Here is a 19,185-nt window from a genome sequence, read left to right as displayed (position 1 = left end):
TTAAGCAAATTGGTATAAACTCAAACTAGAAATCGATACGGATTGGTATTTAGGTTGAACTTTTTAAAGGCAATCCCCATATACCACCCTAATCCTTGAAATTAATGAAGTGCGAAGAGAATATAATGACGCTTGAGAGAATGGATCGAGTCGAGATACCCGTATTGGCACTGCGTGATGTGGTCGTATACCCTCATATGGTGATCCCGCTGTTTGTAGGCAGAGAAAAATCAATAAAATGCCTAGAAGCTGCGATGGAGAATGACAAGCAAATTTTTTTGGTGGCGCAAAAAGAAGCGTCAATAGATGACCCCGATACTGATGATATCTATCAGGTAGGTACCGTCGCTACCGTACTGCAACTACTTAAGTTACCTGATGGCACCGTCAAGGTGTTGGTCGAAGGTACTCAGCGCGCCAAGATTGAAAAATTTCTGGTGACCGACGAGTACTTCCTGGCAGAAGCGCAGTTTATTGCTTCAGAGAACATCGAAGGCCCGGAGCAGGATATTTTCATCCGCAGTGCTATCAGTCAGTTTGAAGGCTACGTAAAACTCAATAAGAAAATCCCGCCAGAAGTACTGACCTCGGTTTCCGGCATTGATGAAACGGCCCGCCTTGCTGACACCATGGCAGCGCACATGCCGATAAAAGTACCTGAAAAGCAGAAGGTGCTTGAGTTATATAATGTCACTGAGCGATTAGAATATCTGATGGCGCTGATGGAAGGTGAAATTGACCTGCTACAGGTTGAGAAGAAGATCCGTTCACGCGTTAAAAAGCAGATGGAAAAATCGCAGCGCGAGTATTACCTCAACGAACAAATGAAAGCCATCCAGAAAGAGCTGGGCGAGTTGGATGATGTCCCGGATGAGTTTGAAGCGCTGAAAAAGCGCATAGCAGAAGCGCAAATGCCCAAAGAGGCAGAAGAAAAAGCCACCTCTGAACTGAACAAGCTGAAAATGATGTCGCCTATGTCGGCTGAAGCAACCGTGGTGCGCTCTTACATCGATACGCTGATTGGTGTGCCGTGGAAAAAACGCTCTAAGGTTAAAAAAGACTTGGCCAATGCGCAGAAAATCCTTGATGCCGACCACTACGGTCTGGAGAAAGTCAAAGAGCGCATTATCGAGTATCTCGCGGTTCAGCAGCGCACTAACAAGCTCAAAGGGCCGATCTTGTGCCTGGTAGGCCCACCTGGGGTGGGTAAAACCAGTTTAGGGCAATCTATCGCGCGTTCAACGGGTCGTAAGTACGTGCGTATGGCATTGGGTGGTGTACGTGATGAAGCGGAGATCCGTGGTCACAGACGTACCTACATTGGTTCGATGCCAGGAAAATTGATCCAAAGCATGACCAAAGTGGGTGTGAAGAATCCCCTGTTCTTGCTGGACGAAATCGACAAAATGTCTTCTGATATGCGTGGTGACCCAGCTTCAGCCTTGCTTGAAGTGCTGGATCCAGAGCAAAACAGCAGCTTTGCAGACCATTATCTCGAAGTCGAATATGACCTGTCAGATGTAATGTTTGTCGCAACCTCTAACAGCTTTAACATTCCGGGTCCATTGCTTGACCGGATGGAAGTGATCCGTCTGTCGGGCTACACCGAAGATGAAAAACTGAATATTTCTAAACAGCATCTGATCCCGAAACAAATTAAGCGCAATGGCTTGAAAGAGCATGAGATTGACATTGAAGACAGTGCCATCATTGATACCATTCGCTACTACACACGAGAAGCCGGGGTGCGTAACCTGGAGCGTGAACTGTCAAAGCTATGCCGTAAAGCGGTTAAGAGTATCCTGCTGAGTAAGTCGAAAGACAAGGTGGTGATCAACGCTCAAAACCTGGAAAGCTACCTGGGTGTTCAGCGTTTTGATTATGGTAAAGCGGAAGATGGCGATCGCGTTGGCCTGGTTACCGGCTTAGCCTGGACTGAAGTGGGCGGTGACTTACTGACCATCGAATGTGCAGCGGTACCAGGTAAAGGCAAGTTAGCCTACACCGGTTCATTAGGCGATGTGATGCAAGAGTCGATTCAGGCTGCGATGACCGTAGTACGTAATCGTGCCGACAAGCTCAGAATCAATGAAGACTTCTATGAGAAACGTGACATCCATGTACACGTGCCCGAAGGTGCAACGCCAAAAGACGGCCCAAGTGCGGGTATCGCCATGGTGACGGCATTAGTTTCCAGTCTGACTGGTAACCCGGTACGTAGCGATGTGGCGATGACAGGTGAAATCACGTTACGTGGCGAGGTCCTGCCAATTGGCGGACTGAAAGAAAAACTGCTAGCTGCGCATCGGGGTGGCATTAAAACTGTGGTCATTCCAAAGAAAAATGAGCGTGACTTGAAAGAGATCCCGCAAAATGTTCTGGAAGGTCTGGAAATCCACCCTGTTAGCTGGATTGACGACGTTTTATCTCTGGCACTCGCTCATCCGGTAGACAGTTTTACCATTGAGTCGCAAAAGTCTGCCGGGTAAAGCAGAAAAAGTACATAAAAGTGCGTAAAAAGGGTTTTCAAATCTATATGGTATGCTAACTTAAGCACTGGATTAGCCCGGTAGCCCGCAACCCGCGTGGTTACTAGGCTTTGAGACATTAGATGAAATAGAGAATCGTCAGATTTCTCTGAGTTAACTACAAAAGTGATGTTAGTGGTAAGCCCTCATCGCTCTTGATAATAACAATGTAAGAGGATGATATTGTGAATAAATCTCAATTAATCGATCATATCGCAGCTGATGCTGATATTTCTAAAGCGGCTGCTGGTCGTGCTCTGGATTCATTCATTGAGTCAGTAACTGGTGCGCTAAAAGACGGCGACTCAGTTGCCCTAGTCGGTTTTGGTACTTTCTCAGTGCGTGAGCGTGCGGCGCGTACTGGTCGTAACCCACAAACTGGTGCGGCAATCGAAATCGCTGCAGCTAACATCCCATCTTTCAAAGCCGGTAAAGCTCTGAAAGACGCGGTAAACTAAGCAGATTTCGCTCAGTCTGTCCGATGACCTATGTTAAAATAGTGTGATTGGGCCAGATAAGCTTCAAGAAAAAAAGCGTATCTGCTAAGATACGCTTTTTTTATACCAGCTGGATAATGACGCACAGTCGCCTGGCCAATGGCGATTTGGCTCAATGCGCTGAGTTGCACGCAAGTTTTTGCCCGTTTGCACTTCCGTGCTTGCAATTGCCGCACTTATCCATATAAATAGGTACAGAGACGAGACAGGGCGCTGGAGTATTGTGTTCAGCGAGCTTGGATACGCACATAAACCCAAAGTACTGAGCGTGGTTGGACTTACGTGCTACGTGCTTAGACTTAGATAAGAGATAGAATAAATGCTAGAAAAGATTAGAGAAGGCTCACAGGGCCTGGCAGCCAAAATTATTCTTGGTGTAGTGATCTTGTCTTTTGCGTTGGCAGGGATCGGTGGTTACCTAGGTCAAACCACAGAGCAGGCCGTAGCAGAAGTTAACGGAGTTAAGATCACACAAATGGAATTCTCCCGCGCCTATGAGAATGAGCGCGCACGGCTGGAGCGCCAGTTTGGTGAGTACTTTACACAAATCTCAGCAGATCCGGCATACATGGCTCAGATCCGCAGTGGGGTCATTGACCGTCTGGTACAACAAGAACTACAAAACCAGCTAGCGATTGAGTTAGGCCTGAGAGTAAGTGACGAGCAAGTAAAGCAAGCGATTTTCGAGCTGCCTTACTTTCAGCTTGGTGGTCAATTCAGTAACGACCGTTACCTACAGCTGATCCGCCAGATGAACTTCCAGCCAGACTCTTTCCGCGAGTACATGCGTGAAGAAATGACCCGCAATCAGCTGGTTTCTGCGGTTGCTGGTTCTGACTTCGTGTTGGACAATGAGCTAAAACAAGCACTGGCTCTGCAGCAACAAACACGTGATATTGACTACATTCAACTGAGCAAAGAGACAGTTAAAGGTGAAGTCACTGTAACTGACGCTGAAATTTCAGATTACTATGAGCTTAATCAGGAGCAATTCCAGGCGCCTGAGCAAATTGCGCTGCAATACCTGGAGCTTAAGTCTGAAGATATTACCCTGGATAAGCCGATTACTGACGAAGAAGTGCGTGCTTACTATGAAGAAAACCAGGCCCAGTACCTGGAAGAAGAGCGCCGTCGTGTTGCACATATTCTGATTGAAAGCACAGACGATGCCGATGCGGCGAAGCAAAAAGCGACCGCTTTGTACGAGCAGCTACAAGGTGGTAAAGACTTTGCCGAACTGGCACAAGCCGAATCTGACGATATCGCTTCTGCAGAGGTCGGTGGTGATCTGGACTGGATCGAGCGTGACATGATGGAGCCTGAGTTTGAGGAAGCGGCATTCGCGCTGGCAAATGTTGGTGATATTTCTCCTGTTGTCGAGACTGAATTTGGCTTTCACATTATTAAGCTAACCGATTTACAGGCGCAACAGTCAAAAGCATTCGAAGAGGTTGCGGCTGACTTGCGTGCAGAGCTTGAAAGCACAGCCAAAGCCAATGCATTTTATGAGAAACAATCACAAATCGCTGAGGTAGCTTTTGAAGTTGCGGATTCTCTTGAAGATGCAGCGGCTGTCGCTGATATTGAACTGAAAAGCACGGAGCTGGTATCACGTATGGCGTTGCCTGCGCCGCTTAACGACCCAACCATTGCTAACGCCATCTTCACGCCTGAGCTGATCGAAGACAGAGTCAACTCTGAAGTGCTCGAAGCAGGCAATGAGCATATTGTTGTGGTACGTGTTCTTGACCACAAGCCGGCGACTGTGAAGCCGCTGGAAGAGGTGACTGCACAGATCAAAACACGTCTTGAGAACGAAAAAGCGTCTGAGCTGATTAAAGAGAAAGCGAACACGTTATATGCTCAGCTGGAAGAAGGCAAAGCTCTGAGCGATATCGCAACTGCGGAATCTGTCGAAGTGAAAAGCGAGACAGCCCTGAAGCGTCAAAGCTTTACCGTTGCGCCAGAGATTGTCCAGCAGGCATTCAAACTGGCACATCCTGGTAGCGACAAAACCCAGTCTGCATTGGTTGAGCTAAATAGTGGTGATGCGGCGCTGTTGGTGCTCAAAGGCGTAACAACCACAGCCGTGACAGGTGAAGTGGAGCCACAGCAGAAGCAAAACATCACCATGTCAGTGGTGAATAAAAACTTCCTTGCTCTGCTTAGTGCACTGGAATCTGATGCTGAAGTGGTGCGTCCAACTTTGCAATTCAGTGACGAGATGCAGTAAGTCAGACATAGCAGCCTCGTAACTTTGAGCAATGAGTGAGGCTAACATACTGAGCGACTAGCGAAGCTTAAAAGACGCTAGTTTTGCTCAACACAAAAAGCCGATATCCGTATACTGATATCGGCTTTTTATGTTGAGTACTTGATCATGCACAGCTTTTCTTAACTCACTAGCTCTGCACCCCTTACACACTCGCACTTTTCGCCTTGTTGCACTATGCCGACTCACTCTTTTTTACCTTACTCATCAGTCCCGGTAAACTCATTGAGGCAATCTTTCGCCATGCTTGTTGCCTCATTTACTTTAATTTGTCAGTCTCAATAACAGGTGCACCGGGTGTGATCTTACCCAGCAGCGAGTAGGTACAGACAAAGGCTTAACTGTATCGTGATACGCGTAGGTTCATGTGTTTAAGTAATGATAGCTTTGAAATAAGAGTGGTTTTCACATCATATAGCGCTCCGTAATAAATATTAGGTTTTTCAAACTGGCTTGCTTTCATTTTATTTTTAATAAAAACAAGCTGTTAAATCTAATTGTTATGAAAAACTATAAGCTTTGATAATTAGTGTATTTATAGTGGATTCGCTAAGGTTAGATAGGTCACCGAATGGGTGAGCGCAATAAATCTAATGTATCATTACAACAGGAATTCTGGTCATGCTTAAGTTGAAAGCTAAAAAGTTAAAACGTCTTACTGCAGAAGAGCTCTTTGGTCCTGGTGCAACTCAGTTTGTAGTTGGGGGGGCTGCGAAGCAGATTGATACCCATAGTATTACGCAAAAAGATCCGACAGCGCCCTGAGCCGTTCCCCAGCAGATGTGAGTGATAAATAGTACGTGGATTAAGGCGTTTTGATTAGCTTCGATAGACGTGTTGATGAGGAGGCCCTGTAAGATAACTTTGGGCCTTTTAATGTTTGGCTATGTACTATTAAACTCAATTGAGCTGGCCTCACTGAGGGTGAGCATCATGACCATATATCAGCTGAAGTAAGCGAATAAGACCTGCTAACCCCCCATTTAAGCATATAATACCCATCATTAGCGCCACACACCTGATAACCGTAAATGTAATACCATCATCACAGTTTGCCCATCTTTGGCGCGTATTGAATACTCCACTATATCTACCTTGAGCAGCTGCGCATGTTAACAGATATCCTGCGGTCGCAGTTGCACCCTAGATTGAAGAGGGCTGGTTTTACAAGGTTGTTGCCCACAGACGTTCCAAAATAGCAGGTGTTTTCGCAAGTCTGAACTATATCCTAAGTACTTTTAACATCATAACTCTGCCTTTGTGCAATGTATTCCCCCTCACTGGCTTTTCGTAAAGTTGGAACCCCCCCCCCCTTTCAACACAGTGGTTCTTATGCGTTATATAAGTAAATAATTAATATATGTTCTCTGGAGATGGTTTTCGCACTTGAAATCCTTTATCAGTGCATATTTATAGTGTCTGTTTTAGGTTATTGTGAACTGTAATTTGAGGCGGATGTTGTGGTTTATACTCTATTTTGTAATTTATTTTAAGCTGGGGTTTTGCTTTTTAAATTCGTTTTTTAACCTTTTTAGGGTCTTTCCATATGATGATCCTACATCCTTCTGTCGTTTTTTTGTAGCTCCGTCAGATACAAACCTTACAGCACGAAAAGGTCTTGGTAAGGTGTTTTTATATCTTTTAAAAACAGTTGTTTAGGTTGTTTTGTTATCGTTAACTATAAGGTTTCATAACTAGGTTTTTTGATGTCGATGGTCAATGATAGTTGCATCACCAAAACGGTGTTCAACCTTAAAAATAAACATTATATAAATTATAGAAGAGACCAGCGCCATGCTTAAACTTAAAACAAAAAAACTAAAAAAATTAACTGGTAATGAGATTAAAGATGTTCGTCATACTAAGCTGGTTGCAGGCGGGACTGATACAGATAGTATTACTCAATTAGGTTTGATCGACCCTAAAAAGTTCAGCGTTTAATTTAGTGTTCTTGGTATATAAATCAACAGGAGTTTTAAATTGATGGGATCTTATTTAGTGCTGGCAATGGGGGTGGGGCTGCAGTCTGTTTCGGGGCATCTCGTATTACAAGAGCCTGCCAATGAATATCATTACTCCAGAGAATCAGGGCGTGTTGTTAAGCTGGCTATCAGTGTCGGTAGTGAAGTTGCAAAGAAGAAGGTTATGCTACAGTACGTCACAGAGGATAGTGAAGAGACTAAGGCACTAGTTTCTAACGAAAACGGCTATGTTGACTACGTTAACCCCAACGCAGAGCCAGGCAAAGTGTTTACGCCAGGAGAGTTATTATTGCGGATCCAAAGTCGGCGGGTTTTTGGCGCCCACTACTTTGAACAGCAAGCGTACGAGCATATTAAGATTGTTCAGGCTATACAAACAAACACCAGCTTATGGTTATGCTCAGGTACTCGGCCTATCGAGGTGAGAGTTGATGATGTTGCAAAAGACAGCCTGCTGGTTTCAATGCTACTGAAAAAAGAAGAGTACAGTCAGCTTGAAGGCACCATTAGCCGGGGCAATGTTGCACTGCATCAGTCAATGCAGGCATGTTTGTAAGCATATAAATATACCATTCTTTGCGGCGGTCAGAAGCTTTTTTTGAAAGCCTGGTTGCTGGCTAACGTTTCCATTTTCATTGCGTTACTTCGTGTCTCTCCGTGGGTCCAGATAAAACTAGATGGACCCTATACTTTCTGTCACCCCATTTTTGAATATCTAAGTTAGGTGTAATAACGTGCGGTATGCTCAAGCATGTTTGCCCGGTAATACGGCGGACTTGAGCTGCAAAGTTACTATATGTGGGGCCGTTGAGCGGCTTGTTTAAACGCAGACTTGCTGGTGAACAAGCTGATTCACCTTTCTGTAACGCCATTGGTTGATTGTACTGCCCTGACAGACTCATTGCGAGTGCGACAAACTCGTTCTTCTCTATCAAACGAAACCAGCGTGATGATCCATGCTCGGATCCACTTATCTTGTTTTTGCTTTGTCCACTTATGCACGCTGCTGACATTGAAGCCTCACATTTATATGGATCGCAGCGAGGTGATGTTATGGCGCTGTCCAAATCTTCAAGGAAAGTAGCAGCACACACAGGCTGCATAAATACCCCGTATCAGGCACTCTTATAAGGAGTAAAAGGTGCTCGTTTTGTCGTGTCAAAGTAAGCACAATGTGCCGAAATACCGGCAACAGAATGACTTTGCTCGAATAACGGGAGCACGTTGTGAATGGGAAAAATTATTAACAAAGAAGCGTGGAGATTGATAGGTTACGAGACTCTCTGTGTAGTGGTATCAATCAATATATAGCCGCTATTTGGTCATAATGAATTGGTTTAAGTTGTTGTTATTATTGCTTATACTAAAAATTCCTGCGATTTGATTGTATACGGTGACTGGGGCAGTATGGACCCATCAAATGACGCAACATGCTCTGTTTAACGGAGCCACTCGAGGAAATAACAATGCAACAAAATACAACCCTTGGACTGTTTGATACTCAACATGAAATTAAACAGATGATCGCCAAGTTTGAACAAGTAAACATCGCGGATGAGTTAACGAATACACTAAAATCTATTTCAAAAGAATCAGGTTACAAATGCCTGGGCTTTATCGATTTTTGTCCTGTTTCAGCATCCTCATATGAAGAAAATGTCTATGGAGAAATTTCAGCCGAGCTGGCAGATGAGATGGCTGACAGCGCTATTTATCATCATTGTAAGTCGGGAATTCGTTTGCTGCCGCTCTCCAGCATCCTTAAGCATAGTCGCCAGCTAAGTCAGGTGTATGTGATGCCAATGCGCGGCGTGACGGGCATCTATGGTGGCTTAGTATTCGATATACCGGAGAGTTTTTGCCAGCAGACGAGCATAGAGTTTGTGGACTGGTGCTGGACTATAATCTCACCATATCTGCTACAAGCTGCGTTACGCTGCAGAGATAAAAAGCTGCATATCACAAAACGCGAAAAAGACTGTTTAATATGGGCGTGTGAAGGGAAAACATCTTGGGAGATTAGCCAGATACTGGGGATTTCTGAGCGTACGGTTAACTTTCATCTATCAAACTGTATTGTTAAAACTGATAGCACAAACAGACAGCAAGCAATTGTAAAGTGTATTATCAATAACCTTGTCTAGTGATACAGGCTGGCTTGAAAAATGAAGCTAATAATCAATTATTTTTACTGGGGAGTGCCTTCTCCCCAGTGTGTAAGGTTACAATGGCGCGATGATATCAGCTTTAACCAGTTGATTTTCTACTACTTTAATCATATCTAGGTAGAGGGAATTGGTTTGGTGAGAAAAACTGATCCTGTCTATGACAAAACTGGAACTATCCACTTTGTATAACTCTTGCCTAGTCTGTTGAGCGCCAAAGTTAATCTTGAACACTGTTTCGCCATCCGAATGATACAAAACGCCATTCCCTGCGGCAATAGAATGCTTATATTTGGCTTTTGATAGTTCAATTCTGTCGGCTTTCTCGCCGGTATTGATATCGTATAAAGACACTTCATCATGTGACGATAAGCTGGCATAAAACTGCTTATCCAATTGTCCAAACCACAGTGGACGCTCAATAGGTAAGGCGATGCTTTTATCGGTATCCAGAGAATGTATAAAGGCGTTGCCTCTCAGCGTTTTTGCATCTACAACCGAATATCCTATGCTTTGTTCGCCAAGGTACTCGGCCGAAACTATGGTGCCGTCAACACTGATTGAACCCAAAAGAGATAGGGTCTGTGCATTATAGGTTTCAAGTTTATTCTTGTAGCGAACCAGCAGTTCTCGCCTTTGCGGATTGTAATGAATGGATTCATAATCCGATGCTGGCAGTGCCAGTGCTTCGTATTGACCATCAGGTGATTTTCGATAGATACTGCGCAGGCTCCCCTCCTGGCGCAAAAAAATCACACTGTCGTCAAAATCTGCTGCCTGAATGTCATCAAACTTGCTGTCAACCACAGGATGTAGCTCACCACTTTGCGGATTTAAAGAATAAATTCCCTGTAAGAATGGGTAGGTCACTGCAAGCAATTCACTATGAGAAAGAGGCTGATTACTCGCATATTTAACCGTATTTGGCAGTTTGGCAGCTGACGTCACTTTTTTCTTTTCAAGGGAGAAGGTAAACAATATATTCTCTACATTATCAAACCAAATCAATGTATTGTGCTTTTTCTCATAAGATAGCGACCAGATCCGATTGTCCGTGTCATAGAGTTTAACCTGATTACCTCCATCCAGGTCTGTCATATACAGTTCACTGCCTTGGTAGTGATGCCTTTCAAAAATAATAACTTCTAAATCAGGTATATATGTAAGAAATCTATCTCCATAAGAATTCAAATTTGGCGATGTGATCTGGTATTCCTGACCAGTAGAGATATCACGACTGGCCAGAGCTGCCAGTTCATCTCGGTCACGGTAGCCGCTTTTGGAATAAATGAGTCTGCCATCGCTGACCCCGGCGCCAGTGAAGCCTTGTAAACTGCAATCAAATAAATACTGATTGCTACCATCGAAGCTCGCATTTATTAACCAAACTTCGCACTGCTCACCATTAATGGCTCGGTAAAAAACTTTATTAGAATCTGCTGACCAGCCGATCGGAAAATAATTGGTGCCATCCTCTGCAAGGCGCTTCTCGTGACCCGTTTGCAACGTTTTCACAACGAGGGAGTAATTCTGGCTGTTCTTCTGAATAATTGAGAAAGCCACAAAGTTTTTATTGGGTGAGACATTGGGCCTGGTATACCGGCCGTTGACCCAAGATAAAACCGTTTCCTGCACTTGCTGCTCAACAGCGTTTATGGGCATGTTGTCCGAGTCACTGTTGTTCTTGAGCAATGCTACGCTGACGGAGACAGCAAGGGTGCTGAACACTGCGCTTAAGATCCACGGGGTTTTTTTGCGCCTGTGGGGAGGCTCCGTAGTGATGGTTCTGGCATTTACCTCGGCTGAAACTGCGGGATTGAGTTTAGCACTATCGGTGGATTCAGTTTGATGGTATTCAACAACAGGTTCGATGGCTAAGCTATAACCCTTTCTGTAGTGGGTTTTAACTATCATTCCTTTTTGATTGTCCGACTTCAGGGTTTTCCTGAGCTCGGACATTGCCCGGTTTATTGCGTTATCATCAACATATTTTTGACACCAAACGTCATCCACCAAATTCTGTCGTGTAATAATAGAATCTGAGTTTAAAATCAAATAGCTAAGTATGCGAAAGAGTAGAGGTTCTAACTCTTTTTCGATATCTCCGTCAGTGAGCACCTGACGTTTGGGGTCAAGTTTCCAGGAGCCAAGAGTGATCGATTTAACTGTTCTAGAGAAACTGACTTCGTTCATTGTCCTGAATTTATTGTTATTAGGATTGTGTCAAGCATTCAGACTATATATAGAGTCTTGTAAAAACTCAATAGAAACATGGTGAGGACTATTTGATTTACAACTGTTAGATTAGTTGTTGATAAATGTGAAAAAGTGGTATTTGTCCAGCTGTTTTTTTCAAGTGTATGATTAGTAGTGTTTTATTCGTTTTTGTTGAATGGTGCGGTGCGCAAATATGTGAGGCCCTGAATATAAAATTTCTTACAATATCGAGGCCTCAATAGGGCTGGGTGGGCTAATTAAAGAGCGTAACGCAACAAACGTTCAGGTTACGATAGCAGTCTTTGTATCATTCCGTTTGAGATAGTTCCGTGGTAAAACCCCGACGGATTGACCGCTAGTAGGGGACTTTGTTTTACTATAATCACGTCTGAACCGACCTACTTTTGCTGTCCAGTATTTCAATGGCTTTGGCCAGAGTATCCGATACGGCTTTGTGATTTTCCCAATCTATGTTTTGCCAGTCAATTTCACTAACCAACTCAGTGATATTGTGAGTCAGTAGTGTTTTGACTGTATCTACACTCTGAATAGGTTTGATCCTGAATGTCTTCGTACGTGACTTGGCTGGTAATTTTTCCCCGCTGAGTTTGGCTTGGATGCGTTTGTTGATCTCCGCTTTATCGGTGACTGTGAACAAAGTTTTGTCAAATTCACTGCAATATTGATTCTCAACCTGCTTTACGATTTTTTTGACATTTATAAAGGGCAGGCTGATCAGCCCTTGCTCATACGCTTGTATCACACATTTATAGCGAGTCAGGACATTGTAGTTATCAAAGCTCCCCATAGAGATACCAAGGTTGGCCGCCATCTCTTTGACCGTCAGCTTTTTTTCGCCAATTTTGAGCCTTGCCTGGCTGAGGCTCTCTAATTCCTGCATTGCACTGAGAAACGCCTGCAGCTTACCGTACTGAGGTAAGTCGTCTCGGCTGGCATTTTCTTGAAACTGCTTAACTTTCGATAGCAGTGGTTTGGTATCGTATACTTTAAATTGAGCGCTTGAATCGTATCCCTTGCTGTAAACCATGGCAAAAAAGCGCCGATGCCCTGTAAGTATCTGGTACTTGCCACCTTCCAGAGGGTAGACGGTCGGGACTTGAATGACTTCAGCGACGGAGATGTTTTCGGCCAGTTCAAGGACGGACTCCAGCGTCTGGTTTGCTTTTTTCCATTGGGCGGAGCCGTAAGCAAAACAGTTTATAATGCAGTTCTTTCCTATTAGTACATGATCTTTTGAGTCATACATTTCAACTAGCTGGTTTTTCGTTAGCCAGCGAGAGGTAAACTGCCTGGCGTGATCGTCTTCCATAAATTTGGCGGGTAAAAATCGCGCATTGTGTGGATCGGGCGTCACAGAAGATAAGAACAGGGATTTGTATTCAAAAGTGTCTGAATTCAGTGCTTCACGACTGTTAACGTTAGCCAACATTAGTTGGTCTAATTTGTTTCTATTCATTGAGTTAGGAACCTTTTACTGCGCTTATGGTACGGGGTGAACACCTTAGTTGGTAGATCTAACAGGTATACACTCAAGGGTTAACGATGCACCATGTGAACCATACTAAGTAATCGCTCTGGTGTGAAGTCCTAAATGGGCTCACAACATTGCAGAATGAATTTAAAACGCAGTTTACAAGCGGTGGGGTCAAGGTATGAATATAGATATGAGCATCATTGAGTGGGCGTTTGAGAAAGGATATAACCTGGGATCTGCAGATATGAGAGAAGGTGTCTATATCTCTGAAGCGGGGCGACGCTCTCGCTTGCTGGCCGACATAAAGGCGTTTGTAGAAAGTCATCAGACGCAAGCAGGGGAGCATAGTGCTCAACCACCAGGCCTGAGTTGACAAAGGCTCAATGCAAAAGCGGATAGTGTATTTCTGTTGGCTTTAGACGCTGAGCGGATCAGCAACCGCGTTTTTATTAATAGTAATGATCTCATGCGTGAGATCTTAACCCTCCGTTGGTAGTGAATACATGCAAATTAAAAATTGGTTTACACGACATCCTTTGTTGTGCCGGTTTGGCACGTTTATTTTGGCGCCCTCTGTGTTGTGTGCTTATGTGGCATACCAGCAACAGGTTCTTTCAGCTTTACCCCAGACCGGTGCCAGTACGGTTTCGGTTTCAGTGCAAGAGCAGGTCGTGGTGACCCGTGATGCGCACGGTGTACCCTACATTGATGCCCGCTCAACGGCGGATGCATATTTTGCGATGGGTTATTTGCACGCACAAGATAGGTTGTGGCAGCTGGAATTGCAGCGCAGACTCAGCGCCGGAAAGCTGAGTGAGGTTTTTGGCAAAGGGAGTCTTAATTACGATGTCTGGGTCCGAACTCTGGGGCTTTATGCGGTCGCAGAGCAAAGTAAAGCGCACTTGTCAGAACAGGCTTTGGCGTCGTTACAAGCCTATACGGCAGGGATAAATGAGTTCTTGCGGCAACAGCCTTCATTACCGGTTGAGTTCACTATGCTTGGAATTACGCCTCAGCCCTGGCGCGTCGAGGATTCTCTGGCATGGATGAAAATGTTCTCGCTCAGCATGTCCGGTAACCTGGATGAAGAAATTCAACGTAGTGTTGCCCTGAAAACATTACCCAAAACTTTGTTTGCCCAGTTTTTCGACTCAGACATCTCTGAGCCTGCTGAGCCGCTAGCGCATGGGCAGGTCGCAAGCTTATCTGGACTCCATCAGACCATAAAGCAACTAGAAAAAGAGTATAAGGTGGGCGGTAAACACATAGGTAGCAATGCCTGGGTTGTTTCCGCTGAAAAAAGTGCGACCGGCCATGCCATTCTGGCCAACGACCCACACCTGGGGTTGCAGATCCCTTCTTTGTGGTATGCGGTTTCTCAACAGATGCCAGGTAATATGCTGCAGGGGATGAGCCTGGTTGGATTGCCTGTGATTGTTTTTGGTCAGAATAACCATATTGCCTGGGGGGGGACTAATATGGAAGCCGACCTGCAAGACCTGGTTGTAGAGCAGGTCCACCCGGATGACCCAAACCTGTATCGTTATCAGCAGCAGTGGCTACCTTTTAAAGCTCGAACGGAATATATCAAAATTAAAAGCGACTTTCCGAGCGTATTAAAGCCTACTTATCGGGATGTTGAGCTGAAGATCAAAGAAACCCTTACAGGTCCTGTGATCAGTAAAGCGGGGGTACCTCAGGCCGTTTCTTTACGCTGGACTGCACTGCAGGCGCAGGACACCACCTATGATGGCTTTTTGCACATTAACCAGGCGCAAAATTGGCGGGAATTTAAGGCTGCGGCGAATAAAATTGCCTCACCCAGTCTAAACCTTTTTTACGCCGATAAGCAAAATAACATTGGCTTTACTGGCGCTGGTAATATTCCAGTTCGACAGCAAGGAACAGGTGTTTTACCCACCAAGCGTGCGGTCGATGGCGATGTATGGCAAGGGTTCATTCCAAAAGATGAGATGCCAAGTGAGTATAATCCGCCACGAGGCTACATCATTAATGCCAATAATCGCAATGTCGCTCAGGATTACCCTTATCATGTTTCATCTAGCTTTGCGGATCCGGCTCGTGCCGATCGCATCAGGCAGCTTTTGGAGCCACAGTCTTTAGATCTGGATTACATCAAACAGATGCAAATGGATGTTAAAGATCTCACTGTCACCCGACTTAAAGCCGTGATGGAAACGGTTAAGGCTGAAGATCTGTGGCAGCAAGAAGCACTGGATCATCTGTCCGCCTGGCAGGGGACAGCGACAGCCGACAGTATCGCAGCCACGCTTTTTTATACCTGGGCCAGACAGATTTATCGGGTGTTATTGAATGACGAGCTGATCCCCGCATGGAATGAGAAAGCGGCTACGGGTCAGTTATTGGGTCTGCGAGGAAGGCTGAGCTATGACCAACTGGCTGCTCTATTGACGCAAGAATCCCCGTTGTGTGATGACACCAATACGGTGGAAGTTGAGTCCTGTAATGAGGTGCTGCTTAGTGCACTGGACAGAACATTAATCTTAAACAGCAAGTTACATGGCGATGAGATTGAGGATTGGCAATGGGGCAAGTTTCAGACCACCCGATATGACCATATGCCGTTTGGTAAAGTGAAGCATCTTAATAAAGTGTTTTCGCGAGAAGTTGCAACTGGCGGTTCCAGCAATACGGTCAACGTTGCTGCCGGGTTTTACGAGAAAGACAGCGGCTTTATTCAGAACTACGGCGCTGGATTCAGGCAGGTGATCGACCTGGGCGGGGACTATCAGTTTATGAACTCTACCGGGCAGTCAGGTCAGGTCGCCAGTCCGCATTATGACGACATGATGACTCAGTTTGCTCAGGGTCAGTACGTTTCATTTTCAACGCCTGCAGAGGCAACCCACAAGCTAACGCTAACCCCGAAAAAAGGGCAGGAGTAAACCGTGAATCTATTGAAAATATTTAGTGAGAGTTACCCCAACCGTGTGTTTATCTCGGTGTTGCTGGGCGCCATTTCCGGGATTTTATATTCAGGGTTAATTCCCTTTGTATTAATGAGTATTGAAAGTCCGACGCCCGGTCTGCAATTGGCGGAAGTACCGCATGCCCGTTATGGTTTACTGGAAGTAGCCAACTATAAGCTGGCGGCCTTATTCTTTCTGGCTTGTACTTTTATCTTGATCATCCGAAGTCTTTCAGAAATTTTACTACAGCGCGTTGCCACCGATGTGGCCAGGCAGCTCAGGGTTAGCTTCTACGATAAAATCGCCAGAACGCCGCTACATGCAATCGAAAAAATGGGCTCGTCCAAACTGGTGGCGTCGGTGAATCTGGATGTACCGAGGATCATTAATGGTGCACGTGCTCTGCCGCTATTGCTGATCAACCTGGTGACTTTGGTTGGTATGTTGGGCTTTCTTGTCTATCTCAACGATGCCGTATTTAAAATGGTGATGATAGCCATCGCGTTTGGCATCCTGGCCTATCAGGTGCCGATGTATTTTGGCAATAAGTTGCTAACGCGCTCCAGGGAATATCGAGATGCCATTCAGGAAGGGGTCAATGGCCTGATCTCTGGTGCGAAGGAACTTAAGCTTGACGCGCACAAGCGGGCTTACTTTCACCAGGATGCGTTACTCAATAATGAAGCGAACATCCTTAAGAATGAAAAAACGGCTCAGTCTGTGCTGATATCCACCATCAATTTTGGTGACTTGCTTTGTTTCTTTGTCATCGGTGCGCTGTGCTTTGTATTTGTGAATTACCATTCTATTAGTAATGGTGAGCTGGTTGCGGTGATCATGGCTTTATTGTACGTGACCGGACCTATTTCAGTGTTGCTCAACGCGTTACCTCAGATGATGATCGCGACAATTTCATACAAGAAATTTAATACTCTGCTTAATGAGCTACCTGAAGAGCATATTGAGTATCAGATCACACCCGTGCCCGGCTGGCAGACTCTGCGCTTTGACAATGTAGAATTTGCTTATCCCAATGATCAGGATGAAGCCGGTTTTGCCGTTGGCCCCATCAACCTGACGCTCAACCGTGGTGAGATAGTCTTCATCGTTGGCTCCAATGGCTCAGGGAAGTCGACCCTCAGTAAGTTGTTGACCTTGCACTACCAGGCCGTAGGCGGACGTATCTACTTTGACGACGTTGCGCTAGACAATGGCAATATCGAAAGTTACAGACAAGAGATCAGCGCAATTTATTCAGACTATTACCTGTTCGCAAAAATCCTCAAAGAACTGGATGACCAGACCACCGAGCAGATCCAACATTATCTTAAGCTGTTGCATCTGGACCACAAAGTCACAATAGAAAATGGTTACTTCTCGACGGTGTCTTTGTCCGATGGTCAGCGCAAACGACTGGCCTTACTGGTCTCCTTTTTGGAAGACAAGCAGGTGTATTTGTTCGACGAGTGGGCTGCCGATCAGGACCCTATTTTCAAAGAGGTGTTTTACAAACGCATTTTGCCCAGCCTGAAAGCAAAACAGAAGCTGGTCATTGCTATCACACACGATGACAAATACTTCGAGCTGGCCGACAAAGTCATTGTGATGGAAAGCGGCCAGGTTGTAGAGCATGCCTCATACACACAATATTTTGACAAATTACAGTTAAACCAGGCTGCCAAAAACGATTTCCTGGCAGAGGTAGGAGCTTAAAATGACACACTCTCAATGGCAATTAACCGCCTCCCAGCGCGACATACTATTAGATCAGCTCTATTTCCCGGATAGTCCCATTTATAATATTGGCGGCTATATCGTGTGTGACAACATCGACTGTTCTGCACTTGCACAGGCGCACAAAACCCTGGTGCGCAGTCACGAGGCGTTTGGAATGCGCATTGGTCAGCAAAACGGAGAGTTTACCGTTTATCTGAGTCAGGAGGTTGATGATAGCCTGCCGTTAATCGATTTTAGCGACCAAACAGACGCCGAACTGAGCGCTAAGCGCTGGCTTGACACGCGTTTTGCACAAACGCAGACGATTTTTGACACGCAATTGGCTCGGGGGTTCTTGCTCAAAATATCTCAGCAGCAGTACTGGTATGTCGGGCTAAGCCATCACCTTGCAATGGATGGATTTGGTTTTGCCATATGGGTTAAGCAACTGGCTGCTTTGTACAACAGCGAAAAAATACAGGACGATGCCAGATTATCGCTTAAAGAAATTGCTCAGCTGGACAATAGCTACCGAGATAGTACTAAATATCAAAAAGATGCCACCTTCTGGCAAGATTATCTTGCCGGTTACCAAGGGGAGCGCCTGGCACCACGTCATCATTGCGAGGGGGACCAGCAGCACAGTACCCGTGCCATTTATCCACTTTCCAGAGCATTATTTGATAACCTTAGCGAGCATGCCAAACAGGCTAAGCTGGGAGCAGCTCAGGTGCTGCTGGCCACATTGGCCTATTACTTTTCGTTGCATACCAATCAAAAAGCACTGTTGTTCGGTAATCCGAGCCATAACCGCAAAACCGCACTACAAAAGCAAAAGTTGTCGGTGTTTACCAGCATTAGCCCGTTGCTGATCTCGGTGCAGGGTCTGGATGTCATGAGCGACCTGGTAAAGCAGGTTGCGCAGGCGCAAAAGATTACCTATCGCCATCAACGGTACCCTTTGGGTCAGTTACTTAAGGACCAGCAACACAGTGGTGAGCAGGGCAGCTTTTTTGATTTTAGCTTTAATTATCTGACACTGGATTTTACCGATATTCATTTCTCAGATCAGGCGGCGCGATTCCACTATCTTAATGCTAACGCCGAAAAAATCCCTTTTACGCTGACGGTGTGGGATAACAATGACACCGATCTGGAACTGCAAATCGATTTCAACCATCGCTATTTTAATCAGGCAGAGGTCGATGCCATAGAGCAAAGATATCAACGTGCACTGGCTTATCTTAGCCAGCACGGACTGGACTGTGCGCTGAGCGATTTGCCTTTCTCAAGCGATACCGAACAACACTGGCTGCTGGGGACATCACACAATTCAGTCAGTTATGACCCCCAGCTGAGCCT

13 protein-coding genes are annotated in these 19,185 nt (G+C 45.4%); 11 read left to right on the top strand and 2 right to left on the bottom strand.

From position 1 onward, the window contains the following. Positions 1-125 precede the first annotated feature (125 nt). From lon to C3B51_RS24095, 7 genes are all read left to right on the top strand, one after another. Entirely contained in the window at positions 126-2,489 is a 2,364-nt protein-coding gene (gene lon / locus C3B51_RS16495; RefSeq protein ID WP_125721985.1) for an endopeptidase La, read from the top strand. Positions 2,490-2,713: 224 nt separating this feature from the next. Then, entirely contained in the window at positions 2,714-2,986 is a 273-nt protein-coding gene (hupB, locus tag C3B51_RS16490) for a nucleoid-associated protein HU-beta (RefSeq protein ID WP_125721987.1), read from the top strand. Positions 2,987-3,344: 358 nt separating this feature from the next. Then, positions 3,345-5,258, top strand: coding sequence for a SurA N-terminal domain-containing protein (locus C3B51_RS16485; protein WP_130245776.1), 1,914 nt, complete (start codon positions 3,345-3,347; stop codon positions 5,256-5,258). Positions 5,259-5,918: 660 nt separating this feature from the next. Continuing rightward, positions 5,919-6,062 (top strand): hypothetical protein, encoded by a 144-nt coding sequence (locus C3B51_RS23610; RefSeq protein WP_164519324.1) that lies wholly within the window; start codon positions 5,919-5,921, stop codon positions 6,060-6,062. A gap of 1,029 nt (positions 6,063-7,091) precedes the next feature. Continuing rightward, entirely contained in the window at positions 7,092-7,238 is a 147-nt protein-coding gene (locus C3B51_RS23605) for a hypothetical protein (RefSeq protein ID WP_165389179.1), read from the top strand. Positions 7,239-7,280: 42 nt separating this feature from the next. Next, entirely contained in the window at positions 7,281-7,835 is a 555-nt protein-coding gene (locus C3B51_RS16480) for a hypothetical protein (RefSeq protein WP_130245775.1), read from the top strand. A 910-nt stretch (positions 7,836-8,745) separates the two neighbouring features. Next, on the top strand, positions 8,746-9,423 hold the full coding sequence (locus C3B51_RS24095) for a helix-turn-helix transcriptional regulator (RefSeq protein WP_206076650.1): 678 nt from the start codon (positions 8,746-8,748) through the stop codon (positions 9,421-9,423). Positions 9,424-9,501: 78 nt separating this feature from the next. On the opposite strand, the gene C3B51_RS16470 is transcribed toward C3B51_RS24095, so the two are convergent. Together C3B51_RS16470 and C3B51_RS16465 are read right to left on the bottom strand one after the other, a co-directional pair. After that, positions 9,502-11,637 carry a winged helix-turn-helix domain-containing protein gene (locus C3B51_RS16470; protein ID WP_130245773.1) on the bottom strand — a complete coding sequence of 712 codons (2,136 nt, stop codon included), beginning with the start codon at positions 11,635-11,637 and terminating at the stop codon, positions 9,502-9,504. A 406-nt stretch (positions 11,638-12,043) separates the two neighbouring features. Further along, positions 12,044-13,138: a hypothetical protein gene (locus tag C3B51_RS16465; protein ID WP_125721997.1), complete on the bottom strand. Its 1,095-nt coding sequence runs from the start codon at positions 13,136-13,138 to the stop codon at positions 12,044-12,046. 196 nt (positions 13,139-13,334) lie between these two features. Between C3B51_RS16465 and C3B51_RS16460 the strand changes: the two genes are divergently transcribed. From C3B51_RS16460 to C3B51_RS16445, 4 genes are all read left to right on the top strand, one after another. Beyond that, positions 13,335-13,529, top strand: coding sequence for a hypothetical protein (locus C3B51_RS16460; protein ID WP_125721998.1), 195 nt, complete (start codon positions 13,335-13,337; stop codon positions 13,527-13,529). A gap of 130 nt (positions 13,530-13,659) precedes the next feature. Beyond that, complete coding sequence (locus C3B51_RS16455; protein ID WP_130245772.1) at positions 13,660-16,083, top strand: penicillin acylase family protein; 2,424 nt, start codon at positions 13,660-13,662, stop codon at positions 16,081-16,083. 3 nt (positions 16,084-16,086) lie between these two features. Then, positions 16,087-17,820 carry a cyclic peptide export ABC transporter gene (locus C3B51_RS16450; RefSeq protein ID WP_125722002.1) on the top strand — a complete coding sequence of 578 codons (1,734 nt, stop codon included), beginning with the start codon at positions 16,087-16,089 and terminating at the stop codon, positions 17,818-17,820. A 1-nt stretch (position 17,821) separates the two neighbouring features. Beyond that, positions 17,822-19,185: condensation domain-containing protein (locus C3B51_RS16445; protein ID WP_130245771.1), on the top strand; the 1,364-nt coding region annotated here is incomplete at its 3' end.

The organism is Pseudoalteromonas rubra (assembly GCF_004212645.1).
Taxonomy (GTDB): Bacteria; Pseudomonadota; Gammaproteobacteria; order Enterobacterales; family Alteromonadaceae; genus Pseudoalteromonas; species Pseudoalteromonas rubra_G.
Note: the sequence above shows the minus strand (reverse complement) of the source record. Positions and strands in the feature narration are given on the sequence as shown.